14 protein-coding genes and 1 tRNA gene are annotated in these 15,211 nt (G+C 63.9%); 3 read left to right on the forward strand and 12 right to left on the reverse strand.

Features of this window, described 5'->3' with window-relative positions; genetic code table 11:
- The first annotated feature begins 223 nt into the window (after positions 1-223).
- Complete coding sequence (locus MacB4_RS00750; protein ID WP_206863997.1) at positions 224-1,132, forward strand: hypothetical protein; 909 nt, start codon at positions 224-226, stop codon at positions 1,130-1,132.
- Positions 1,133-1,175: 43 nt separating this feature from the next.
- Here the strand turns inward: MacB4_RS00750 and MacB4_RS00755 are convergent, their stop codons facing one another.
- Positions 1,176-1,598: a cupin domain-containing protein gene (locus tag MacB4_RS00755; protein WP_206863998.1), complete on the reverse strand. Its 423-nt coding sequence runs from the start codon at positions 1,596-1,598 to the stop codon at positions 1,176-1,178.
- A gap of 284 nt (positions 1,599-1,882) precedes the next feature.
- Here MacB4_RS00755 and MacB4_RS00760 point away from each other — a divergent pair, with 284 nt between their 5' ends.
- Positions 1,883-2,962, forward strand: a complete 1,080-nt coding sequence (locus tag MacB4_RS00760) for a hypothetical protein (RefSeq protein ID WP_242529265.1) — start codon at positions 1,883-1,885, stop codon at positions 2,960-2,962.
- 26 nt (positions 2,963-2,988) lie between these two features.
- On the opposite strand, the gene MacB4_RS00765 is transcribed toward MacB4_RS00760, so the two are convergent.
- The 9 genes from MacB4_RS00765 to MacB4_RS00805 all read right to left on the reverse strand — a co-directional run bounded on the left by MacB4_RS00765 (position 2,989) and on the right by MacB4_RS00805 (position 11,791).
- Positions 2,989-3,369, reverse strand: a complete 381-nt coding sequence (locus tag MacB4_RS00765; RefSeq protein WP_206863999.1) for a hypothetical protein — start codon at positions 3,367-3,369, stop codon at positions 2,989-2,991.
- 118 nt (positions 3,370-3,487) lie between these two features.
- Positions 3,488-3,940 carry a glyoxalase/bleomycin resistance/extradiol dioxygenase family protein gene (locus tag MacB4_RS00770; protein ID WP_206864000.1) on the reverse strand — a complete coding sequence of 151 codons (453 nt, stop codon included), beginning with the start codon at positions 3,938-3,940 and terminating at the stop codon, positions 3,488-3,490.
- Positions 3,941-4,049: 109 nt separating this feature from the next.
- A complete protein-coding gene (locus MacB4_RS00775; protein WP_206864001.1) occupies positions 4,050-5,438 on the reverse strand; it encodes a dihydrolipoyl dehydrogenase in 1,389 nt (462 codons plus the stop codon).
- A gap of 366 nt (positions 5,439-5,804) precedes the next feature.
- Positions 5,805-5,881: transfer RNA gene (locus tag MacB4_RS00780), tRNA-Met, on the reverse strand.
- A gap of 65 nt (positions 5,882-5,946) precedes the next feature.
- Positions 5,947-6,273: a thioredoxin gene (gene trxA / locus MacB4_RS00785; RefSeq protein WP_206864002.1), complete on the reverse strand. Its 327-nt coding sequence runs from the start codon at positions 6,271-6,273 to the stop codon at positions 5,947-5,949.
- 1,267 nt (positions 6,274-7,540) lie between these two features.
- Complete coding sequence (gene ftsH / locus MacB4_RS00790) at positions 7,541-9,472, reverse strand: ATP-dependent zinc metalloprotease FtsH (protein WP_206864003.1); 1,932 nt, start codon at positions 9,470-9,472, stop codon at positions 7,541-7,543.
- A 94-nt stretch (positions 9,473-9,566) separates the two neighbouring features.
- A complete protein-coding gene (locus MacB4_RS11125) occupies positions 9,567-10,460 on the reverse strand; it encodes a uracil-DNA glycosylase family protein (protein ID WP_206864004.1) in 894 nt (297 codons plus the stop codon).
- On the reverse strand, positions 10,444-11,430 hold the full coding sequence (locus MacB4_RS00800; RefSeq protein ID WP_206864005.1) for an RluA family pseudouridine synthase: 987 nt from the start codon (positions 11,428-11,430) through the stop codon (positions 10,444-10,446). The genes MacB4_RS11125 and MacB4_RS00800 overlap by 17 nt, the downstream gene beginning before the upstream one ends.
- A gap of 85 nt (positions 11,431-11,515) precedes the next feature.
- Positions 11,516-11,791 carry a ferredoxin gene (locus tag MacB4_RS00805; RefSeq protein ID WP_206864006.1) on the reverse strand — a complete coding sequence of 92 codons (276 nt, stop codon included), beginning with the start codon at positions 11,789-11,791 and terminating at the stop codon, positions 11,516-11,518.
- An 89-nt stretch (positions 11,792-11,880) separates the two neighbouring features.
- Here MacB4_RS00805 and bioD point away from each other — a divergent pair, with 89 nt between their 5' ends.
- Positions 11,881-12,585 carry a dethiobiotin synthase gene (gene bioD / locus MacB4_RS00810; RefSeq protein ID WP_206864007.1) on the forward strand — a complete coding sequence of 235 codons (705 nt, stop codon included), beginning with the start codon at positions 11,881-11,883 and terminating at the stop codon, positions 12,583-12,585.
- Positions 12,586-12,599: 14 nt separating this feature from the next.
- On the opposite strand, the gene MacB4_RS00815 is transcribed toward bioD, so the two are convergent.
- Together MacB4_RS00815 and MacB4_RS00820 are read right to left on the reverse strand one after the other, a co-directional pair.
- Entirely contained in the window at positions 12,600-13,667 is a 1,068-nt protein-coding gene (locus tag MacB4_RS00815; RefSeq protein WP_206864008.1) for an N-acetylmuramoyl-L-alanine amidase-like domain-containing protein, read from the reverse strand.
- 66 nt (positions 13,668-13,733) lie between these two features.
- Positions 13,734-15,194, reverse strand: coding sequence for a TonB-dependent receptor (locus tag MacB4_RS00820; RefSeq protein ID WP_206864009.1), 1,461 nt, complete (start codon positions 15,192-15,194; stop codon positions 13,734-13,736).
- Positions 15,195-15,211: the final 17 nt, after the last annotated feature.

The following is a 15,211-nucleotide window of genomic DNA, read 5'->3' on the forward strand; positions in this document are numbered from 1 at the left end:
GGGCCGGGAGAAACGGGGGAGCCCCGCTTGCTCTTCAAATTCGCAGCGAATCGAATTATTTTTTGGTTGTCGGGGAATTTCGGGGGCGGCAACGGTCGCACGACTCGGGACGGGAGCGGTGCTTCGCGGAGCGTATCCCTGAAGAGTGGGAGTGGGCGGTGTGAGGACTCTTGCGCAAAGAGGAGCGGATCGCACGGATCTGCGGAGAGAGCGGGCGAGGGCGGTGTCTCGCAGAGGCGGGTTGTTCCGACTCTGCTCCAGCCTGCTGCTCTTTTCTCTTGGCGCTCTCGCCACGGGCTCCCTTTCCGCCGAGGAGGCGGATGGGCTCAGGACCACCCCGCCGCTCTCCGTCGCCTTTCCGCTCGTGCAACAGGGAAGAGAGGTTCGCCTGACGTATCCCATAGCGATCAACGAACGGACGGTCGTTCGTCCAGACGCCCGGCTCCATTGCCTTTATGCGAAGCCGAAGATAGGGAGGGCTTCGGGTGAAGAAGGGGAGCTGGAAAGGGCTTTGCGCAGAAGGGTCATGCCGCTCGACGGCTTGGGGCTCGGTAGCATGCGCATCGGCACGACCGTTGAGACGCTGCCGGGAACGAACCCGAATGGGAGCCAGGACGGCAATCTGCGCCATGGGGTCGATGGTACCACGGTCTGGACCTCCACGGACGCGTTTCGAAAGGCCCTGTCCGGCCTGGGCGGCTCCGATCTGCAACTGGTCTTTTCCCTGCCCGCGCCGATCGTCCAAGAGGTGGAACCGGCGGGGGAGGGGGAGGAGAAACCCGGCGCAAAGCCGCATTGGCGGCCAAGGCGGGTCTGGGATGAACCCTTGGTCCTTCCCCTCGGCCTGCTGCTGGCGCAGCGCAAAGGGGCCCCGACCGTGCTCGCGATCGAGGAAGGGAGCGAGGCCGAGCGAGCGGGCCTGCGCGTGAAGGACCGAATCGTCTCTCTGGACGGGAGGCGCTTTCCCAAGAGCCTCTCGGGCTTTCTCGCGCTCTATCGCCAGGAGAAAAGCCGTGGGCTCAAGGCGCTGCGGTTGGTCGTCGAGCGCGCCGGGCATCTCTCCCCGGTCTCCCTGACCGTGCCCCTTCCGCCCCGATCGGATGGGAGCATCGTTGACGCGCCGGGGGGGTAGGGCAAGGAGGGCATGATCGGGCCGCCAGACTGAATGGGAATCCTCAGCCGGAGCGGTTGGGGGTGCCGAGGAGATGAGTGCGCGGGGGAAGCATGAGGTCGTCGAAGCGTTGCGTAAACATCGCCGCCGCAAAAAAAGCGACCGCCCGTAAGGTGCTTTGCCCCGTATTGGCCAGGTCGTGGCGCACGTCGGTCGGGATGACGAATACGCTGCCGGGGCCAAGGGGATAGACGCCCGACTCCATGCGCAGCTCCCCGGAGCCCGAGAGGATGTATTGGGTCTCTTCGGTAGCATCCGTATGCCAGCCCAGCCGTCCCCCGGGCTCGATCTCGTACACGATCGTCGAGGACTGGGTGGCGCCGCGGCCGCCGCACGATGCGAACGCGCCGGCCCAACGCACAGAGGCATCGTTCTCGCCGCGAACGGCGATGCGTTCCAACTCCGCACTCTCGACGACAGGGTTCATGGAACTCTCCTTGGTTTCCCGGCAGGCCGGATTGGATCCGACACTAGCGGTTTCGCATGGCCGGAACAAGGGACCTACGTGTTTTTTTTGTTGCGTACGAACGCATTCGGGTCTAGCCGGCCTCATCGGGACCAGGCTCTCCCTCCTCGCAGCCTGTCTCCCCGCAGCTTCCCGGGGGAAACCGGCGCCCCTCCGCGCATCCTTGCCTGGGTAGAGGGCAACTGCCCGAAAAATGAATGCGTTCCTAGCGAAATCTTGCTAAGACCATTGCCCTGCAGGCTTGGATGGACAGCGCGAGAAGAGGTTCCAGCGATGGGCGCAGAGCTGGCGCCTCCCTGGGGTTGAGCGAGCGGGTGCGAGCGGCTTCTCTGGCTTGGCTTCTTTCCGCGCTCCTGAGCTGGGCGATCCTTTCCGGCACCTGTGCCTACGGGGCCAAGAGCGTCGTCCTGCCGTTCGCTGACCTTCACCGCAAGGTTGCAGCACTTGGCACCCGACCGCGCAATCTTTGGACCTACGGCGAATTTACCGCCTGGGGCCCCGTTCGAGAGGGGGTGTTTGCTGCGGGCTTTCCTCGGCTCGTGAGTTACACGGTTCTGCAAAAGCTCGCTCCGTTCTCGGTTTTACCGACCGAACCCATTGTCCAAATCGCGATTTGCGAAACCAAGTTTCCCATTGCAGGGCTGCGGGAAGGAAGGCGGTTCGAAATCTCTAGGGAAGCACCGGCCGAGGTGCTGGAGATGTTGCAAGGGAACGGCTTTTATGCGCGGATCCGGCTTTTGGGGGTTCCCAGGCCGCTCTGGAAGAGCGACAGCAAAGAGGCTCGAGCGGCCTCCACCGCAAAAAACCGGGGCGAGGTTTCGCCCGCCGAGGAGGCAGACCGGGAGAGGAGGGGGGAAAGCCATCGAGGAAAAGCGGAAGCCGTTTCCGCAGGTCCCCCGATGCTTCTCCATTTCGCCGACATCGCCCGCGTATGGACGCAACGGGGGACCCGTCCAGCCCGGACATGGGTTTATGGACGGTTCTTCGTCGATACCGACGCGCAAAACGGCCTCTTTATCGCGCATGAAGCGGGCTTGCCGACACGCAGGGTGGTCGAAGGATTGCTCGCGAGTGCGGCGATCTTTCCTTTCGGCGAGCGGTTCGATACCGCCATCTTCTCGTCGCATCTCCCGGGATTTCGGCCAAAACGGAAGGCCGTGATCGAAATCGAGAAGGAGCATCCGGCTCTCGTGAGGGAGATCGTTCCGGCCGGAGGGTTGCTGGTGCGGCTCGATCTGGAGGAGGAGCCGGAGGTCGAAAGTTCCGGGGGGGGCCACGGCGCCAGAGATTTCTTTTCTCCCGTGGTACGGCTCTTTTCCCCGTAAGTTAACCTTTCCCCCGCTGGCGTCGGTTATCGGGGCGGGGTGGTCCACCGGATTGCGAGATAGTCGCAATGGGACAAAAGGCCGATCAGCCCAATCGAGTTGGCTTCGGCATGGGTCTCCGCCTGGGTCCAGAGGATCGCATCGGCTCCGTGCTCCCGGGCGACCTCGACCGCCCGGGTGCGCGGAGAGCCCCAGAGCCCTCCAGTGGCACGGATGCTGCCGATGATGACGTAAGGCCGGCCGGGGGGAGTGGCGTAGCGGCGCATGTTCCAGACCATCGAATACTCTCCCGTTCCGAGCGGGCCATGTGAGTAGGGTGGGTTTGCGGGAACCCACTGGGTCAGGATCGCATGCGAGGGGATCGCGGAGAGGATCAGCAGGAAGAGGGCAAATGGGATTCGGTTCATCCGAGCCAGCTCCCCATAGAATATGGCTCCAAGGATAGGGGTCAACGCTCAAGCGCAACCGCGGCATCCCGCATCAGCGGTGGAGCGGGCGGCTGGAGCGTCTTGCTCGACGGCCCGGTCACTCGAGTCCTCCGCGTGTCACTCCCGGAGGCAGTTGCCAGCGATCCGCGGCTCGATCACGGCCGCGCTGCGACATTTCCCATTGATGTCCTTCATGGTCCAACACGCGGTAGATTCGACCGCCCCAAAATCCATCTTCGGGTTCAGAGACGATGCGCGCGCCTTCTGCCTTCGCGTGCGCAAAATGCTGGTCGACGTCTGCGACATACACCTTCACCACCAAACCCGGAGTTTCTGGTGTTTGGCGCCAGGCGATGTCCGGAGTCGCAATGGCGAAGAGGCTCTTCCCCACCTCGAACCAGCTCATACCCCCGCCCAGCCAATTCAGGCGGGCCTCGGTACGCTCGCGAAAACCGAAGACCCGTTGCAGCCATTCGATGGCGCGAGGTAGGTCGGAATAAGTGATCGTAGGAACGATGTCGGGCGCATCCCACATCTGCCTTGTTGCCATTTGTGTCTCCCCTGCTTAGCGTGGCCCCCCAGCAGCAAAAGCAATGCTCGGGACCATGCCCGACGGAAACCCCGTGGCAAGGCTTTGATGCGCTCTCCAGAGGGTCCCGTCAAAGACCGACGGCACGGGCGGCGTGGTTGATCCCTTCGCTGATCATCGGGTGCGGGAAGGCCATGTAGCTGAGGGTCCCTGCGGTCGTGCCCGCGCGGACGGCGAGGGCCAAGGGGGCGATCAGCTGCGCGGCTTCGATCCCGGCGATCTGCGCACCAATCAGACGTCCGGTCTTCTTTTCGAAGACCAGCTCGATCAAGCCGTCCTCGTCAAAGATCTGGGCCCGCGAGTCCGTTCGGTACGAGTAGGTCGATGCGACGGTCGGCACATTCTCTTGGGCGGCCTCGGCCTCGGTCTGCCCCACCCAGGCGACCTCGGGCTCGGTGAAGACGGTGAAGGGGACCGACTGGAAGTCCACCGTCTTGTTGCCCCGCCCTTCGCTCAGGATGTCGTCGGCGACAACGAGGCTCTGGTAGACCGCGGAGTGAAAGAGCATGCTCCGTCCGTTGATATCGCCGGGAGCATAGATCTGTGGCTGCATCGTGCGCAGCCGGTCATCCACCGCAATCGTTCCCTTGGGCGGAAAGCCGAGCATCGGGAGTCCTTCGGGAAGGACGGGTTCGCGTCCCGTTGCCATCAGGACGCAGTCGGCCTCGATCGACTTTGCCTCTCCCGCCTGCTCGTAATGGACGAGCCGATCGCCCGCCACTCCCCGCTCGATCGCCGTCACCCTCGCATCGAGGAGGATGCGGAGTCGCGGGGCGAGAGCCGAGTGGAGGAAGCGGGCGATTTTGGGATCGACCCCGGGGAGGATCTGCCCTGTGACCTCGAGTACCGTAGCTTCGGCGCCGAGATTCTGGAGCATCGACGCCGTTTCGAGGCCGATGTAGCCCCCTCCGATCGCCACCAGCCGGCGAGGGAAGGGGAGATCGGCGCCGAGCCGGAAAAAGTCGTGGGAGGTGTGCGCGAGCTCGGCACCCGGGATCGGCAGGATACGGGGCCGAGAGCCCGTCGCAACGATCAGGTGCTTGGCATGGTAGCGGTAGAGTTCCCCGCCCTCGGTAGTCACCTCGACCGTCCGCTCGTCGACGATGCGTCCCCTTCCCTTGTGGAAAACGACCGAAGACTCCTCGATCTGCGCGCGGTGTTGGGCGTAACGGAGCGCTTGAACCCGGTCCTTGTGGGCGAGAACGGCGCGCCAGTCGACATCCGGCTTCGTTCCTCGCAGGCCGAAGAGGGGATACTTGTCCGGCCAGGTGCGGGCGAGGGAGGCTTCCCGAACGGCCTTGGAGGGGACGCAGCCCTCCGCCAGGCAGTCGCCGCCGAGATTCCCGATCGGGTCGGCCATGACCACGGATTTGCCGTTTCGGGCGAGACGAAAGGCGGCCGGATATCCGCCTCCCCCAGCCCCGAGAATCATCACGTCGATGTTGGATTCGGTCACCATGTCACAGCCGCCTGCGCCGTCGCTGTCCGCAGTGTTGCAAGATCATCCGGCACACACACATAGAATTACAAGCAGGAAAGAAGGAGAGTCGCTTGTCCCAGGCTCTCCGTCTGTTTTCTCCAGTCGAATTGGTCTTGGTTGAGTGGTGCAAAATGGGCGACTCTTCGGACAACGGCCTCGTCCGCGCGATCTTTGCGCCGGCCAGGTGTTACAGGCAGATCTTGGGTCGCGGCTCCAGCCCCATCGTGCATGGATGGCGAAAGATCGCCTTTATCCGGGGGGGTACATTTCGACGGTGGATCAAGACCCGCCTCACGGACTGTCACGAGGGTGGGTTCCGTGCGTTCTATCGAGCGATCACAAAAGTGGTGGCGGGGGGAGGATTTGAACCTCCGACCTTCAGGTTATGAGCCTGACGAGCTACCGGGCTGCTCCACCCCGCGATCTTGAGTGCAAAATAGTTTGTGCAAGGAATGGGCTCCCGGCAAGCGGAAAAAGTCGGCGTCCGCTACTGGGACTGCTGAATCTTCGCAAGGATATGGCTCTTCGAAGCCGCACCCACTTGGCGGCCTTTGACCTCGCCGTCCTTGACGATCAGGAGGGTCGGAATCGACTGGATCGAGAAGCGGTAGGCGAGCTCTTGCTCCTGGTCGACGTTGACCTTGCCGAACTTCACTTTTCCCGCAAGCTCGCCGGCGAGCTCGTCGATGACCGGTGCGACCATGCGACAAGGCCCGCACCATTCCGCCCAGAAGTCGAGTACCACCGGGATGGGGGATTGGGTCACTTCCTGATCAAAATTGGCGTTGGTGATTTCGTGGACGGGACCAGCCATGAAAACCTCCTGAATCGGGTTCGCTGCCGCTCGCGGTGGCAAGCTGCTCTTAAAACACCTCGAAGTAGACCAGAGCAAGATAAATTGCGGTGAGCGTGCTGACCAGAGCGGCGGTCAAGGCGAGCGCTACGACACCGGATCGCCCTGTCGAGTCGCTGCTGGAATCTTCACGAGCCTTCGGCTTTGTCGCGGGCTTGGTAGCCTCTCGAGCCTTGCCCGATCGCTCCCCCGTTCGAGCCGGCGGACGCACCGCGTAGGGAGGTGGCTGCTGTTCCGAACCCTTTGCCGATGTCCCGGGGTGCCGCGACGCCGTCCGCGTTCCGTTGAAATGGGTCGCGGGTGGCTCCTGCGTGGGAGCGGAGCAAGAATCTTGTGGAGCAGCGCCGGGCGCCTGGTGGGCGTGCTGGGGAGGCGGCTGCGGGGTCCAAGCCGGGTGGTTTTGGGCCGGCGCTGGGGCCGGAGCCGGGGCAGGACGGTAGCTCTGCGGGGGGGGAGCCGGAGCCTGCCGGGGGGGCTGCGGAGTGGAGCGTTGGGGAGCTGGAGGAGGGTTGTAGGCGCCAGGCTGAGGAGTCCCGTTCGCAGAATGCGCGGGGGCCGGTGGAGAAGCGGGCTGCGGGGTCCAAGCCGGGTGGTTTTGGGCCGGCGCTGGGGCCGGAGCCGGGGCAGGACGGTAGCTCTGCGGGGGGGGAGCCGGAGCCTGCCGGGGGGGCTGCGGAGTGGAGCGTTGGGGAGCTGGAGGAGGGTTGTAGGCGCCAGGCTGAGGAGTCCCGTTCGCAGAATGCGCGGGGGCCGGTGGAGAAGCGGGCTGCGGGGTCCAAGCCGGGTGCCGCCAGGATTGGGCGGGTCCTTGCGCTGGAGGAATGGGAGGCGTCCATGGGGCCGGACCGCCATTGCCCGGGGATTGGGGCGGAGAGGACGTGTTGCCCGGAGCGGCGGGATGCTGCGGATAGAAGAAGGAGCCGTATCCGCCCTGCGGAGGGGGAGCCGACTGCGGATGGGCTGCTTCGGGAGCCGCAGCATTCGGTTGGGGAAAGAACGGCGGAGGCCAATGCGCACCGTGCGGCGTTGCCGATGGGGGAGGAGGCTGGGGTTGGGCCTCCTCGTGCGGAAGCTCTTCAGCCTCCATGGCAGGCCACGCCTGCAGGTTTTCGTCGGAAGGGGGGAAATGTCCAGCGTCGTGCCCTGGAGGAAGGGAGCTCATCTGGGGGAAGAAAATAAGGTTAGGGGCGCAAGCGGTCAATCGGAAATAAAAATGCTTATTAAGCTGCTATGGCGGAGTAGCTAACGGTTTCTTTATGGAGTCGGGAAGGAGGGCGAAGAACTGCTCGGCGCCCAGCGTTTCCTTCTTGAGGAGCTCGGCGGTGACCTCCTCCAGCGTCTTGCGCTCGTCTTGGAGGATGGTCTTGGCTTCCCGGTATGCGGTCTCGAGGAGGCGCTGCACTTCCTGGTCGACCAGCCGCGCGGTCTCTCCGCTGTATTCGACATGGCCGTTGACCCCGGGAACCTCGGCCATTCCGGGTCGGCTCGAAACAAGGTGTGCCAAGCCGACCGACTCGCTCATGCCGTAGAGGCAGACCATCTGCCGGGCGAGGGTGGTCGCCACCTCCAGATCGTTTTCGGCCCCGGTGCTCACCTCGCGGAAGACCACCTCCTCGGCGGCCCTTCCCCCCATTGCGCACCGGATCTTGGCGAGCAGCTGGGTGCGCGTGAGCAGGTATTGCTGGGCCGGAGGGAGCTGGAGCGTGTAGCCCAAGGCCGCTCGGCCGCGAGGAATGATGCTGATCTTTCGGACCGGATCTGCGCCGGGAGTGACCGCGGCGATCAGCGCATGGCCTACCTCATGGTAGGCGACCCGGTGCTTTTCTTCCTCGGCGAGCTGCAGGCTGCGGCGCTCGGGCCCGGCGATCACCTTCTCCAAGGCCTCGAGGAGATCGGCCTGCTCGATCTGATGCGCCTGCCGGCGCGCGGCCAGGAGAGCCGCCTCGTTCATCAGGTTGGCGAGATCGGCACCGGAAAAGCCGGAGGTGGCCTGGGCAATCTCCTGGAGATTGGTCGCGGGCGCCAAGGGCTTCCCGCGACTGTGGACTGCAAGGATCGACTCGCGGCCTTGGGCATCCGGGAGGTCGACGACGACGTGCCGATCGAAGCGTCCCGGGCGAAGCAGCGCCCGGTCGAGGATGTCGGGTCGGTTGGTTGCCGCGAGGAGGATGATCCCCTCGTTGGGGTCGAAGCCGTCCATCTCTACGAGCAACTGGTTGAGGGTCTGCTCCTGTTCGTCGTGCCCCATCGCGATCCTTACCCCCCGCTGACGTCCGATGGCATCGAGCTCATCGATGAAGATGATGCAGGGGGCACGGCCCTTCGCCTGCACAAAGAGGTCGCGTACACGCGAGGCGCCGACCCCGACGAACATCTCGACGAACTCGCTTCCGCTCAGGGAGAAGAAGGCGACATGGGCTTCTCCCGCGACCGCGCGGGCCAAAAGCGTCTTCCCCGTGCCCGGAGGGCCGATCAAGAGAACCCCCTTCGGGATCTTGGCTCCGAGCGCCCGGTACCGGCCGGGGCTCTTGAGAAAATCGACGACCTCCTGCAGCTCGATCTTCGCTTCCTGGCAGCCCGCGACATCCTCGAAGCTGACTCCGGTGCCCTCCTCGGCGACGAGGCGGGCTCGGCTCTTTCCTACATTGAGCAGGGAGTAACCCGCTCCACGCGTCATCCAGCGGCTCAGCCCAACCCAGATGAGAAAAAAGATTCCAATGGGAAGGATCCACGAAAAGATGAGCTGAGAGAGAAGGCTCGGCCGCACACTGGCGTAGGAGGCGTGCGCGCTCTGGAGCTCGGCGACGAGGTTGGGATCCTCGACCCGGACGGTCCGAAAGAGGGCGGCCTTGGGCTCCGGCTTGCCTTCCCCTTCCTTCTTCGTCGGAGGGGGGGCTGCCATCTTCCCCAGGATCTCGTCGGGCGTGATCGTGCACTCGAGGATCTCTTTCTTGGCGAGCTTGTCGAGAAAGGTACTGTAGGGAATCGTCGTGACCGTTGCGCGTTGCACGCTCTCCTGCCAGAGCCAGACGAGCAAAAGAGCGACCAGGACCTGGAGGAGGAGCTGCCAAGGAGCGTCGAAAAAGCCGCCCGGCCGTTTCTTGTCCTGCCCACTCTTTTGCGGAGAGAACGGGTTTCCCGCCGGGGGAGGAGTCCTCATGGAAAGAAGCTTTTCGCGCCAGGCGCTGATTGTCGAAGAAAAAGATGCGCGGATTGCCGCGCGGCGTCGACCTGGGAGGGCTTTTCGCGGGGGGTCAGGGTTGGCTCTTGGCCAGGAAGAAGCCGCGCTGGCGAGCGCTGATCGGGAGATGGAGCCGCTCCATCACCAGAAGCAGATCCTCCCAGACCTGTCGTTTCAGCTTCAGGCTGGGATTGTGGAGCAGGTAGCTCGGATGGAATGTCGGAAGCAGCGGAATCCCCTGAAAATTGAGAAAGCTTCCCCGCAGGGTGCTGATGCCCTTGCGCAGCCCCGTCAATCCTTCCAGGGCGGTCGCTCCCAAGGCGACGATCGCTTCGGGCTCGATGATGGTGATCTGCTCCCGCAGATAGGGCAGGCAGGTCCCCATCTCTTCTGGAGTGGGCTTCCGATTACCCGGGGTGCCGGGTGGTAAATCGGGCCGGCACTTGAGGACGTTGGCGATATAGACATCCTCTCTTTCGAGCCCCATCGCCTGGATCATGCGCGTCAACAGCTTCCCCGCGGGCCCGACGAAGGGTTCGCCCAGCCGGTCCTCCTCCGCCCCCGGGGCTTCGCCGGCAAAGAGAAGCCGGGCATGGGGGTTTCCTATGCCGAAGACCACCTGGGAGCGGAAGGAAGCCAGATGCGGGCAGCGGCGGCACCCGGATGTCTTTTCCCGGAGCTCTCGGAGCCGCGCAGCCCTCTCTTCGCCGTCGGCCGCTCCTTCGGCCTGGGTCGGCGGAGTCGGCGAAGGGGAAGCGATGGGCTGCCGGGATGGCAAGCTTGCCAGAGCCGAAGGAGGAGGAGCTACGGGAGGCATCTGGGAAGCGGCTTCTGGCAGGAAAGGGGAATCCGGGCGCAGCCCCTGTTGCCAACCGGGTGCCAGGCGGATCGAGCGGCGGCCCGTACGCCGCAGTACCTCGACATAGGCGAGCAGAGCTGTGCGCAATGGTTCAGGATCGGTCTGCATCGTTCCTTGTCAACCAGGTGAGAAATTCTTTGGGAAGCGGGCTCTCGAAGCAGACCCGTGCGCCCGAGCCGGGATGGACAAAGCTCAGGCCGCGCGCATGGAGGAGAAGGCGCGGGCTCTCGGATCGTCGCGCCCCGCCATAGAGCGGATCGCCGACGATCGGATGGCCGAGTGAGGAGAGATGAACTCTCAGCTGGTGCATCCGTCCGGTCCGCGGGCGACATTCGATCCGAGCAGCCCCGCGGTGCTGGTCGATCAGGCGAAATTCGGTAAGTGCCGTTCGTCCACCCGCGCGGAGAACCGTCATCCTCCGGCGGTTTCGCGGATCGCGACCGACATTCTCGGCGCAGCAGACCGGACCCCGGGGAAAGGTGCCCCAAACGACCGCCTCGTACCGTTTGTCGACTGTCCGAGAGGCGAACTGGTCGAGCAAGCTCCTGCGCGCCGCTTCGGTCTTCGCTACGACCAGCAGGCCGCTCGTCTCCCGGTCGAGCCGATGGACGATGCCTGGCCGGATCGTCTCGGCTCCCGGCAGCCTGGGCAGGCGGTCGAGGAGCGCATTCACGAGCGTTCCCGCCTGGTGGCCGCAGGCAGGGTGGACGACGAGCCCCCAGGGCTTGTCGATCAGGAGAAGATCGTCGTCCTCGTAGACCACCTCCAGCGGGATCGGCTCCGCCGCAGGAAGAGGGGTTTCGAGGGCGGGCATCCGAGCGGAAAGATCGATTTCGATCTCTTCGCCTCCCCGAAGACGATAGGAAGCGGATGGGAGCGTGGAAGCCCCCTTGATGCGGACGGCCGCCGATCGGAGCCGCTGCTGCACGGTCGTGCGCGATATGCCCAGGGAGGCAGCGAGGTAGCGGTCGAGCCGCTCGCCAGGTTGGCTCGGACGGAGAATCCTCCGCTCCTCCGGAGAACGCGGAGCGTCTGGGAGGACTTCCTGCGGGTCCCTTGGGCTTCGGGTTTCTCCCATGGAAGCGATGCAACGGCCGCAGCCAGCCGGAATCGGTCGACTCTGGCGCCGTCCGGTCAAACGTCGGGAGCGGTGCGGAGAATCGTCAGCCTTGGGAGGCTTCGACCGCCTGCGCCGCTACCTCGGCGGGCACTGCATCATCCCCGATCGCTTCCACGGGGCAGCCCTCCTTGGCCTCGCGGCACTGCTCTTCTTCCTCCGGGGTCTCGGGCTGCTTGTAGACATACGAATGGCCGCCGTCGTCATTCCGCTTGAAGTTCGAAGGGGCGGTCTCCCGGCATAGGTCGCAGTCGATGCACTGGGAGTCTACGTAGTACTTTCCGGCAACATTGTCGGGATATCGATTGGTGAGATCAGCCATATTTGCTTGCGTTTCGGTTTGCTTTCCAGAAGGATCCCATTCCGCAGCCTTCCGGAGGGATCGAGTAAGCTTACGGAGCGCCTCGACATTTGCAACCGGAAAAACGACACCACCTTTTTATCACCGGCACCGACACCCACGTCGGCAAGACCTATTGTAGCGCGGCGCTACTTTCCCTTTGGCGTCGCCTGGGGCTGCGGCCCGTCGGCCTCAAGCCCATTGCGACTGGCTCCCGGGATGACGCTCTCTGCCTGCAGGAAGCGGCGGGTACCAGGATTCCCCTCTCGGAAATCACTCCCTTCTTCTTTCGCTCTCCAGCGGCGCCCGCGATCGCTGCTGAGGCGGAGGGTCAGAAGCTGACTCTGCCGGAAGTCGAAGCCCGCGTGCGACCGCTCTTGGCGCGATTTTCTTATGCAGTCGTCGAAGGGGTGGGGGGGTGGAAGACACCGTTGACCTCGACCGAGACGGTCTGTGACCTTGCCGTTCGCTTGCAGCTGCCGGTGGTCATCGTCGCCCTTTGCCGGCTCGGGGTCTTGAATCATACGCTGCTCACGGTGGAAAGCATCCGGGCCGCCGGCCTGCCCTCCGTCGGAATTCTTCTCAACGGATTTTCCGAGCCGTCGGAGAAGACGCTTGCGGAGACGGCCGCCTCTCTGCTCCGCCATGCGGAGCTGCCGGTGGTGAGCTTGCGCGAGGCAAGCGGGCTCGTTTCGCGTCCGCCGGACTGGCTCTTGCGAGCCGTCCTCCCTCCCGACGGAGGAGGAAACGGGGCAAGCGGGCGTCTTTCATCCTGAAAGAGGGGGGATCTCTATCTCTCTTCGCCGCAACCCGTGGGTCCTGCTCCCGATTGGACCGGACGGGGAGTCGGCCTCCCCGGGGAGGAGGCGACCGGCGGCACTTCCATGGCAGCGGCCGATCTTTCCGCAGCCTTGGCCGGCTGCGGGGCGCCCGATCGGGGAAGATCGAGCGGGCGGGCAACCAGGATGCCTGCCGCCTTGGGGTGGGCGAAGAGGTAGTCGCTGAGCCTGGGTCCGATCACGACGCGGCGCTCGGCTTGGATCGAGGTGGCATGGAGGAAGTGGAGCACGCCCTTGGGATCGCGGTAGGCCAGGCCGACGTGGGAGGTAAAGGTCTCGGGCCAGGAGCTGGCGATGCAGATCACATCCCCGTTCTGGAGGCGGGCCTCAATCGCAGGCACATGCCCCTTGGGGATGTAGTAGACGGGTTGGGAGGAGATCCGTTTTTCCAGCTCCTGAAAGCGCGGGATGAGATCGGGATTGTGGCGGAGATAGCGGAACTCCTGCCAGTGCTCGCCCATGTAGTGGAGGGAATGGCCGGTCATGGGAATCCCGCCGAGTGATCGCGTCAGATCGAGCACCAAGCCGCGACGGGCATTGTCGCGAATCCAATCCTCCAGGTGGTGGAGGCGGGAGTAGTAGGTTCCGTCGCAATGCCCGGCCCGGTAGCGATCGAGCTCGATCATCCGGAGGAGGTCCTCGGGTTCGTAGCCCGCTGGCTTTTCCCGCAGCATGCGGGCAAACCCGAGGGAGATCTCAAAGAAGGTCCAGCAATCCATCTCGTCGAGGTCGACCGAAGGGGCCTCGATATGGTCGTCGATCTCGAGCGTCCAGTTCTTGTAGGGCGTCCCCACCAGGGCCAGGCCGACACGAACCGTGCGCTGCCCGATCGGGAGCGCCCGCCAGTCTTCCCGTTCCGCTTCGGACACCAGGCGCGTAAAAATCCCTTCTCCGCGGAAAACGACCGAGCGAGGCAGCGGGCTCGAGCCGGTGGGTCGGGGGTCGTTCCGGGCGGGGTCGGCGGAAGAGGAGAAAGCCGCTGAGAGGAGGAAGAGGAGAAGGGCGGATCGTCTCGCCATGCCAAGCGAGAATAGGTTATCGCCGGACGAGAGAAAAGAGGATAACGCTCCCCCGTCGCTTTTCCGTCAGGAGACGACCGCCGGCCGCTCTCCCGGCGCGACCGGGTCCCCCGCAGCCGGTGCAGCCTCGCTATAGCCAAAGAACCGCTTTTCCCGAATCAACTGGGCCGCCCGAACCGGGACGTAGCTCTCCCAACTGGGGTCGCCCGAGCGAATGAGGGCGCCGACTTGCCTCGGGGAGAAGCTCACGTCGGGTGGGATGCGGGGCGAGAGGGCCTCGATCCTCCCCGTTTCCTTCAAGTAGGCATAGAGATGGCCGAGCGGCCCTTCCAAGGCGAGTTGCTCGACCGTCCGAAGCTCTCCGTCCGAAACCTTCCGGGTGGGGTAGACGTAGAGCTTGACGTTCTTCTTGAAGAGGCGGCCCATGGCTTCCAGGATTCCTCCTTCCACATAGGAGTAGTAGCGCTCGCTGAAGATCTGCTCCAAGAGGGGGATGCCGAGCACGATCCCGACCAGCCCTTCCGCATAGCGGGCCAGATAGGCGCTGATCTCGTAGAATTCAGCATAGTTGGAGATCAGGACATGGTGACCGATCGCGCAGAGCAGATCGACGCGCTCGAGGAAATCGCGCGAGTCGACCTTGCCGTCGGGCAAGAGAAGGTTCTTGGTGGTAATCTCCAGGAGCTCGATCTTGGCGAAGCGCTCGATCGCCGGATCCTGGAGAAACTTCTCGCGGGCGAGCTGGAGCATGTCCAGATGCATTCGCGTGACCGGAGCAAATTCTCCGCGTTCGATCAGCACCGATTTGCGATGAAGGAGCTCGCCCGGATGACGCGGATGGCCTGTCGGATCGAAGAGGATGACCCGTGCCAAGCCGAGCACGATCAAGTGCAGATTGAGGAGTCGATGATCGCAATCGACGAACGCGGGGCCACGTGCCAGAACCAGATCGATCTCCAGCCGCTCGGAGTCGAGATTATCCAATAGGGATTCGAGAAGCCGATAAGGTTCGGCCCATAAATAGCAAATGCTATAAAGTAAATTTACACCGACGACTCCTAAGGCCTCCTGCTGGCGAACCCGCTCGCGATCCCGGAGGCGGATATGAAGGATGACCTCGCTCGGCTTGGCCGAGAGCTCATGCTGAAAGCGCACCCCAAGCCATCCGTGGCATTCACTCCGGGGCTGAAAGCCCCGGATGGCGACGGTGTCGGCAAAGACGAAGAAACGGGTTTCTTCTCCCCTTTTTTGACTGAGCCGCTCCTGAAGAAGGTCGTATTCATGGTCGAGCATCGCCAGAAGCCGCTCACGCGAGACATAGCGTTGGGTCGGACCATAGATGGCGTCACTGAAGGTCATGTCATAGGCCGACATCGATTTGGCCACGGTCCCCGCGGCCCCTCCCACCGTGAAGAACCAGCGAGCGACCTCCTGCCCGCCACCGATCTCCGCGATCGTGCCGTAGATCTTTTGATCTAGGTTGATCTCCAACGCCTTCTCATGGGAAGTTAGAATGCGGCGACTCATGAAGGTAGTAAATCAGC

This window comes from Methylacidimicrobium sp. B4 (genome assembly GCF_017310545.1).
Lineage (GTDB): Bacteria > Verrucomicrobiota > Verrucomicrobiia > Methylacidiphilales > Methylacidiphilaceae > Methylacidimicrobium.

What these genes read in the sequence shown, in the direction of transcription:
- MacB4_RS00800 (WP_206864005.1), bottom strand. Translation starts at nt 11,430, where the DNA reads ATGGGAGAAACCCGAAGCCCAAGGGACCCGCAGGAAGTCCTCCCAGAC.
- MacB4_RS00775 (WP_206864001.1), bottom strand. Translation starts at nt 5,438, where the DNA reads ATGGTGACCGAATCCAACATCGACGTGATGATTCTCGGGGCTGGGGGA.
- MacB4_RS00820 (WP_206864009.1), bottom strand. Translation starts at nt 15,194, where the DNA reads ATGAGTCGCCGCATTCTAACTTCCCATGAGAAGGCGTTGGAGATCAAC.
- ftsH (WP_206864003.1), bottom strand. Translation starts at nt 9,472, where the DNA reads ATGAGGACTCCTCCCCCGGCGGGAAACCCGTTCTCTCCGCAAAAGAGT.
- MacB4_RS00805 (WP_206864006.1), bottom strand. Translation starts at nt 11,791, where the DNA reads ATGGCTGATCTCACCAATCGATATCCCGACAATGTTGCCGGAAAGTAC.
- MacB4_RS00760 (WP_242529265.1), top strand. Translation starts at nt 1,883, where the DNA reads ATGGACAGCGCGAGAAGAGGTTCCAGCGATGGGCGCAGAGCTGGCGCC.
- MacB4_RS00765 (WP_206863999.1), bottom strand. Translation starts at nt 3,369, where the DNA reads ATGAACCGAATCCCATTTGCCCTCTTCCTGCTGATCCTCTCCGCGATC.
- MacB4_RS00815 (WP_206864008.1), bottom strand. Translation starts at nt 13,667, where the DNA reads ATGGCGAGACGATCCGCCCTTCTCCTCTTCCTCCTCTCAGCGGCTTTC.
- MacB4_RS00755 (WP_206863998.1), bottom strand. Translation starts at nt 1,598, where the DNA reads ATGAACCCTGTCGTCGAGAGTGCGGAGTTGGAACGCATCGCCGTTCGC.
- MacB4_RS11125 (WP_206864004.1), bottom strand. Translation starts at nt 10,460, where the DNA reads ATGCAGACCGATCCTGAACCATTGCGCACAGCTCTGCTCGCCTATGTC.
- MacB4_RS00770 (WP_206864000.1), bottom strand. Translation starts at nt 3,940, where the DNA reads ATGGCAACAAGGCAGATGTGGGATGCGCCCGACATCGTTCCTACGATC.
- trxA (WP_206864002.1), bottom strand. Translation starts at nt 6,273, where the DNA reads ATGGCTGGTCCCGTCCACGAAATCACCAACGCCAATTTTGATCAGGAA.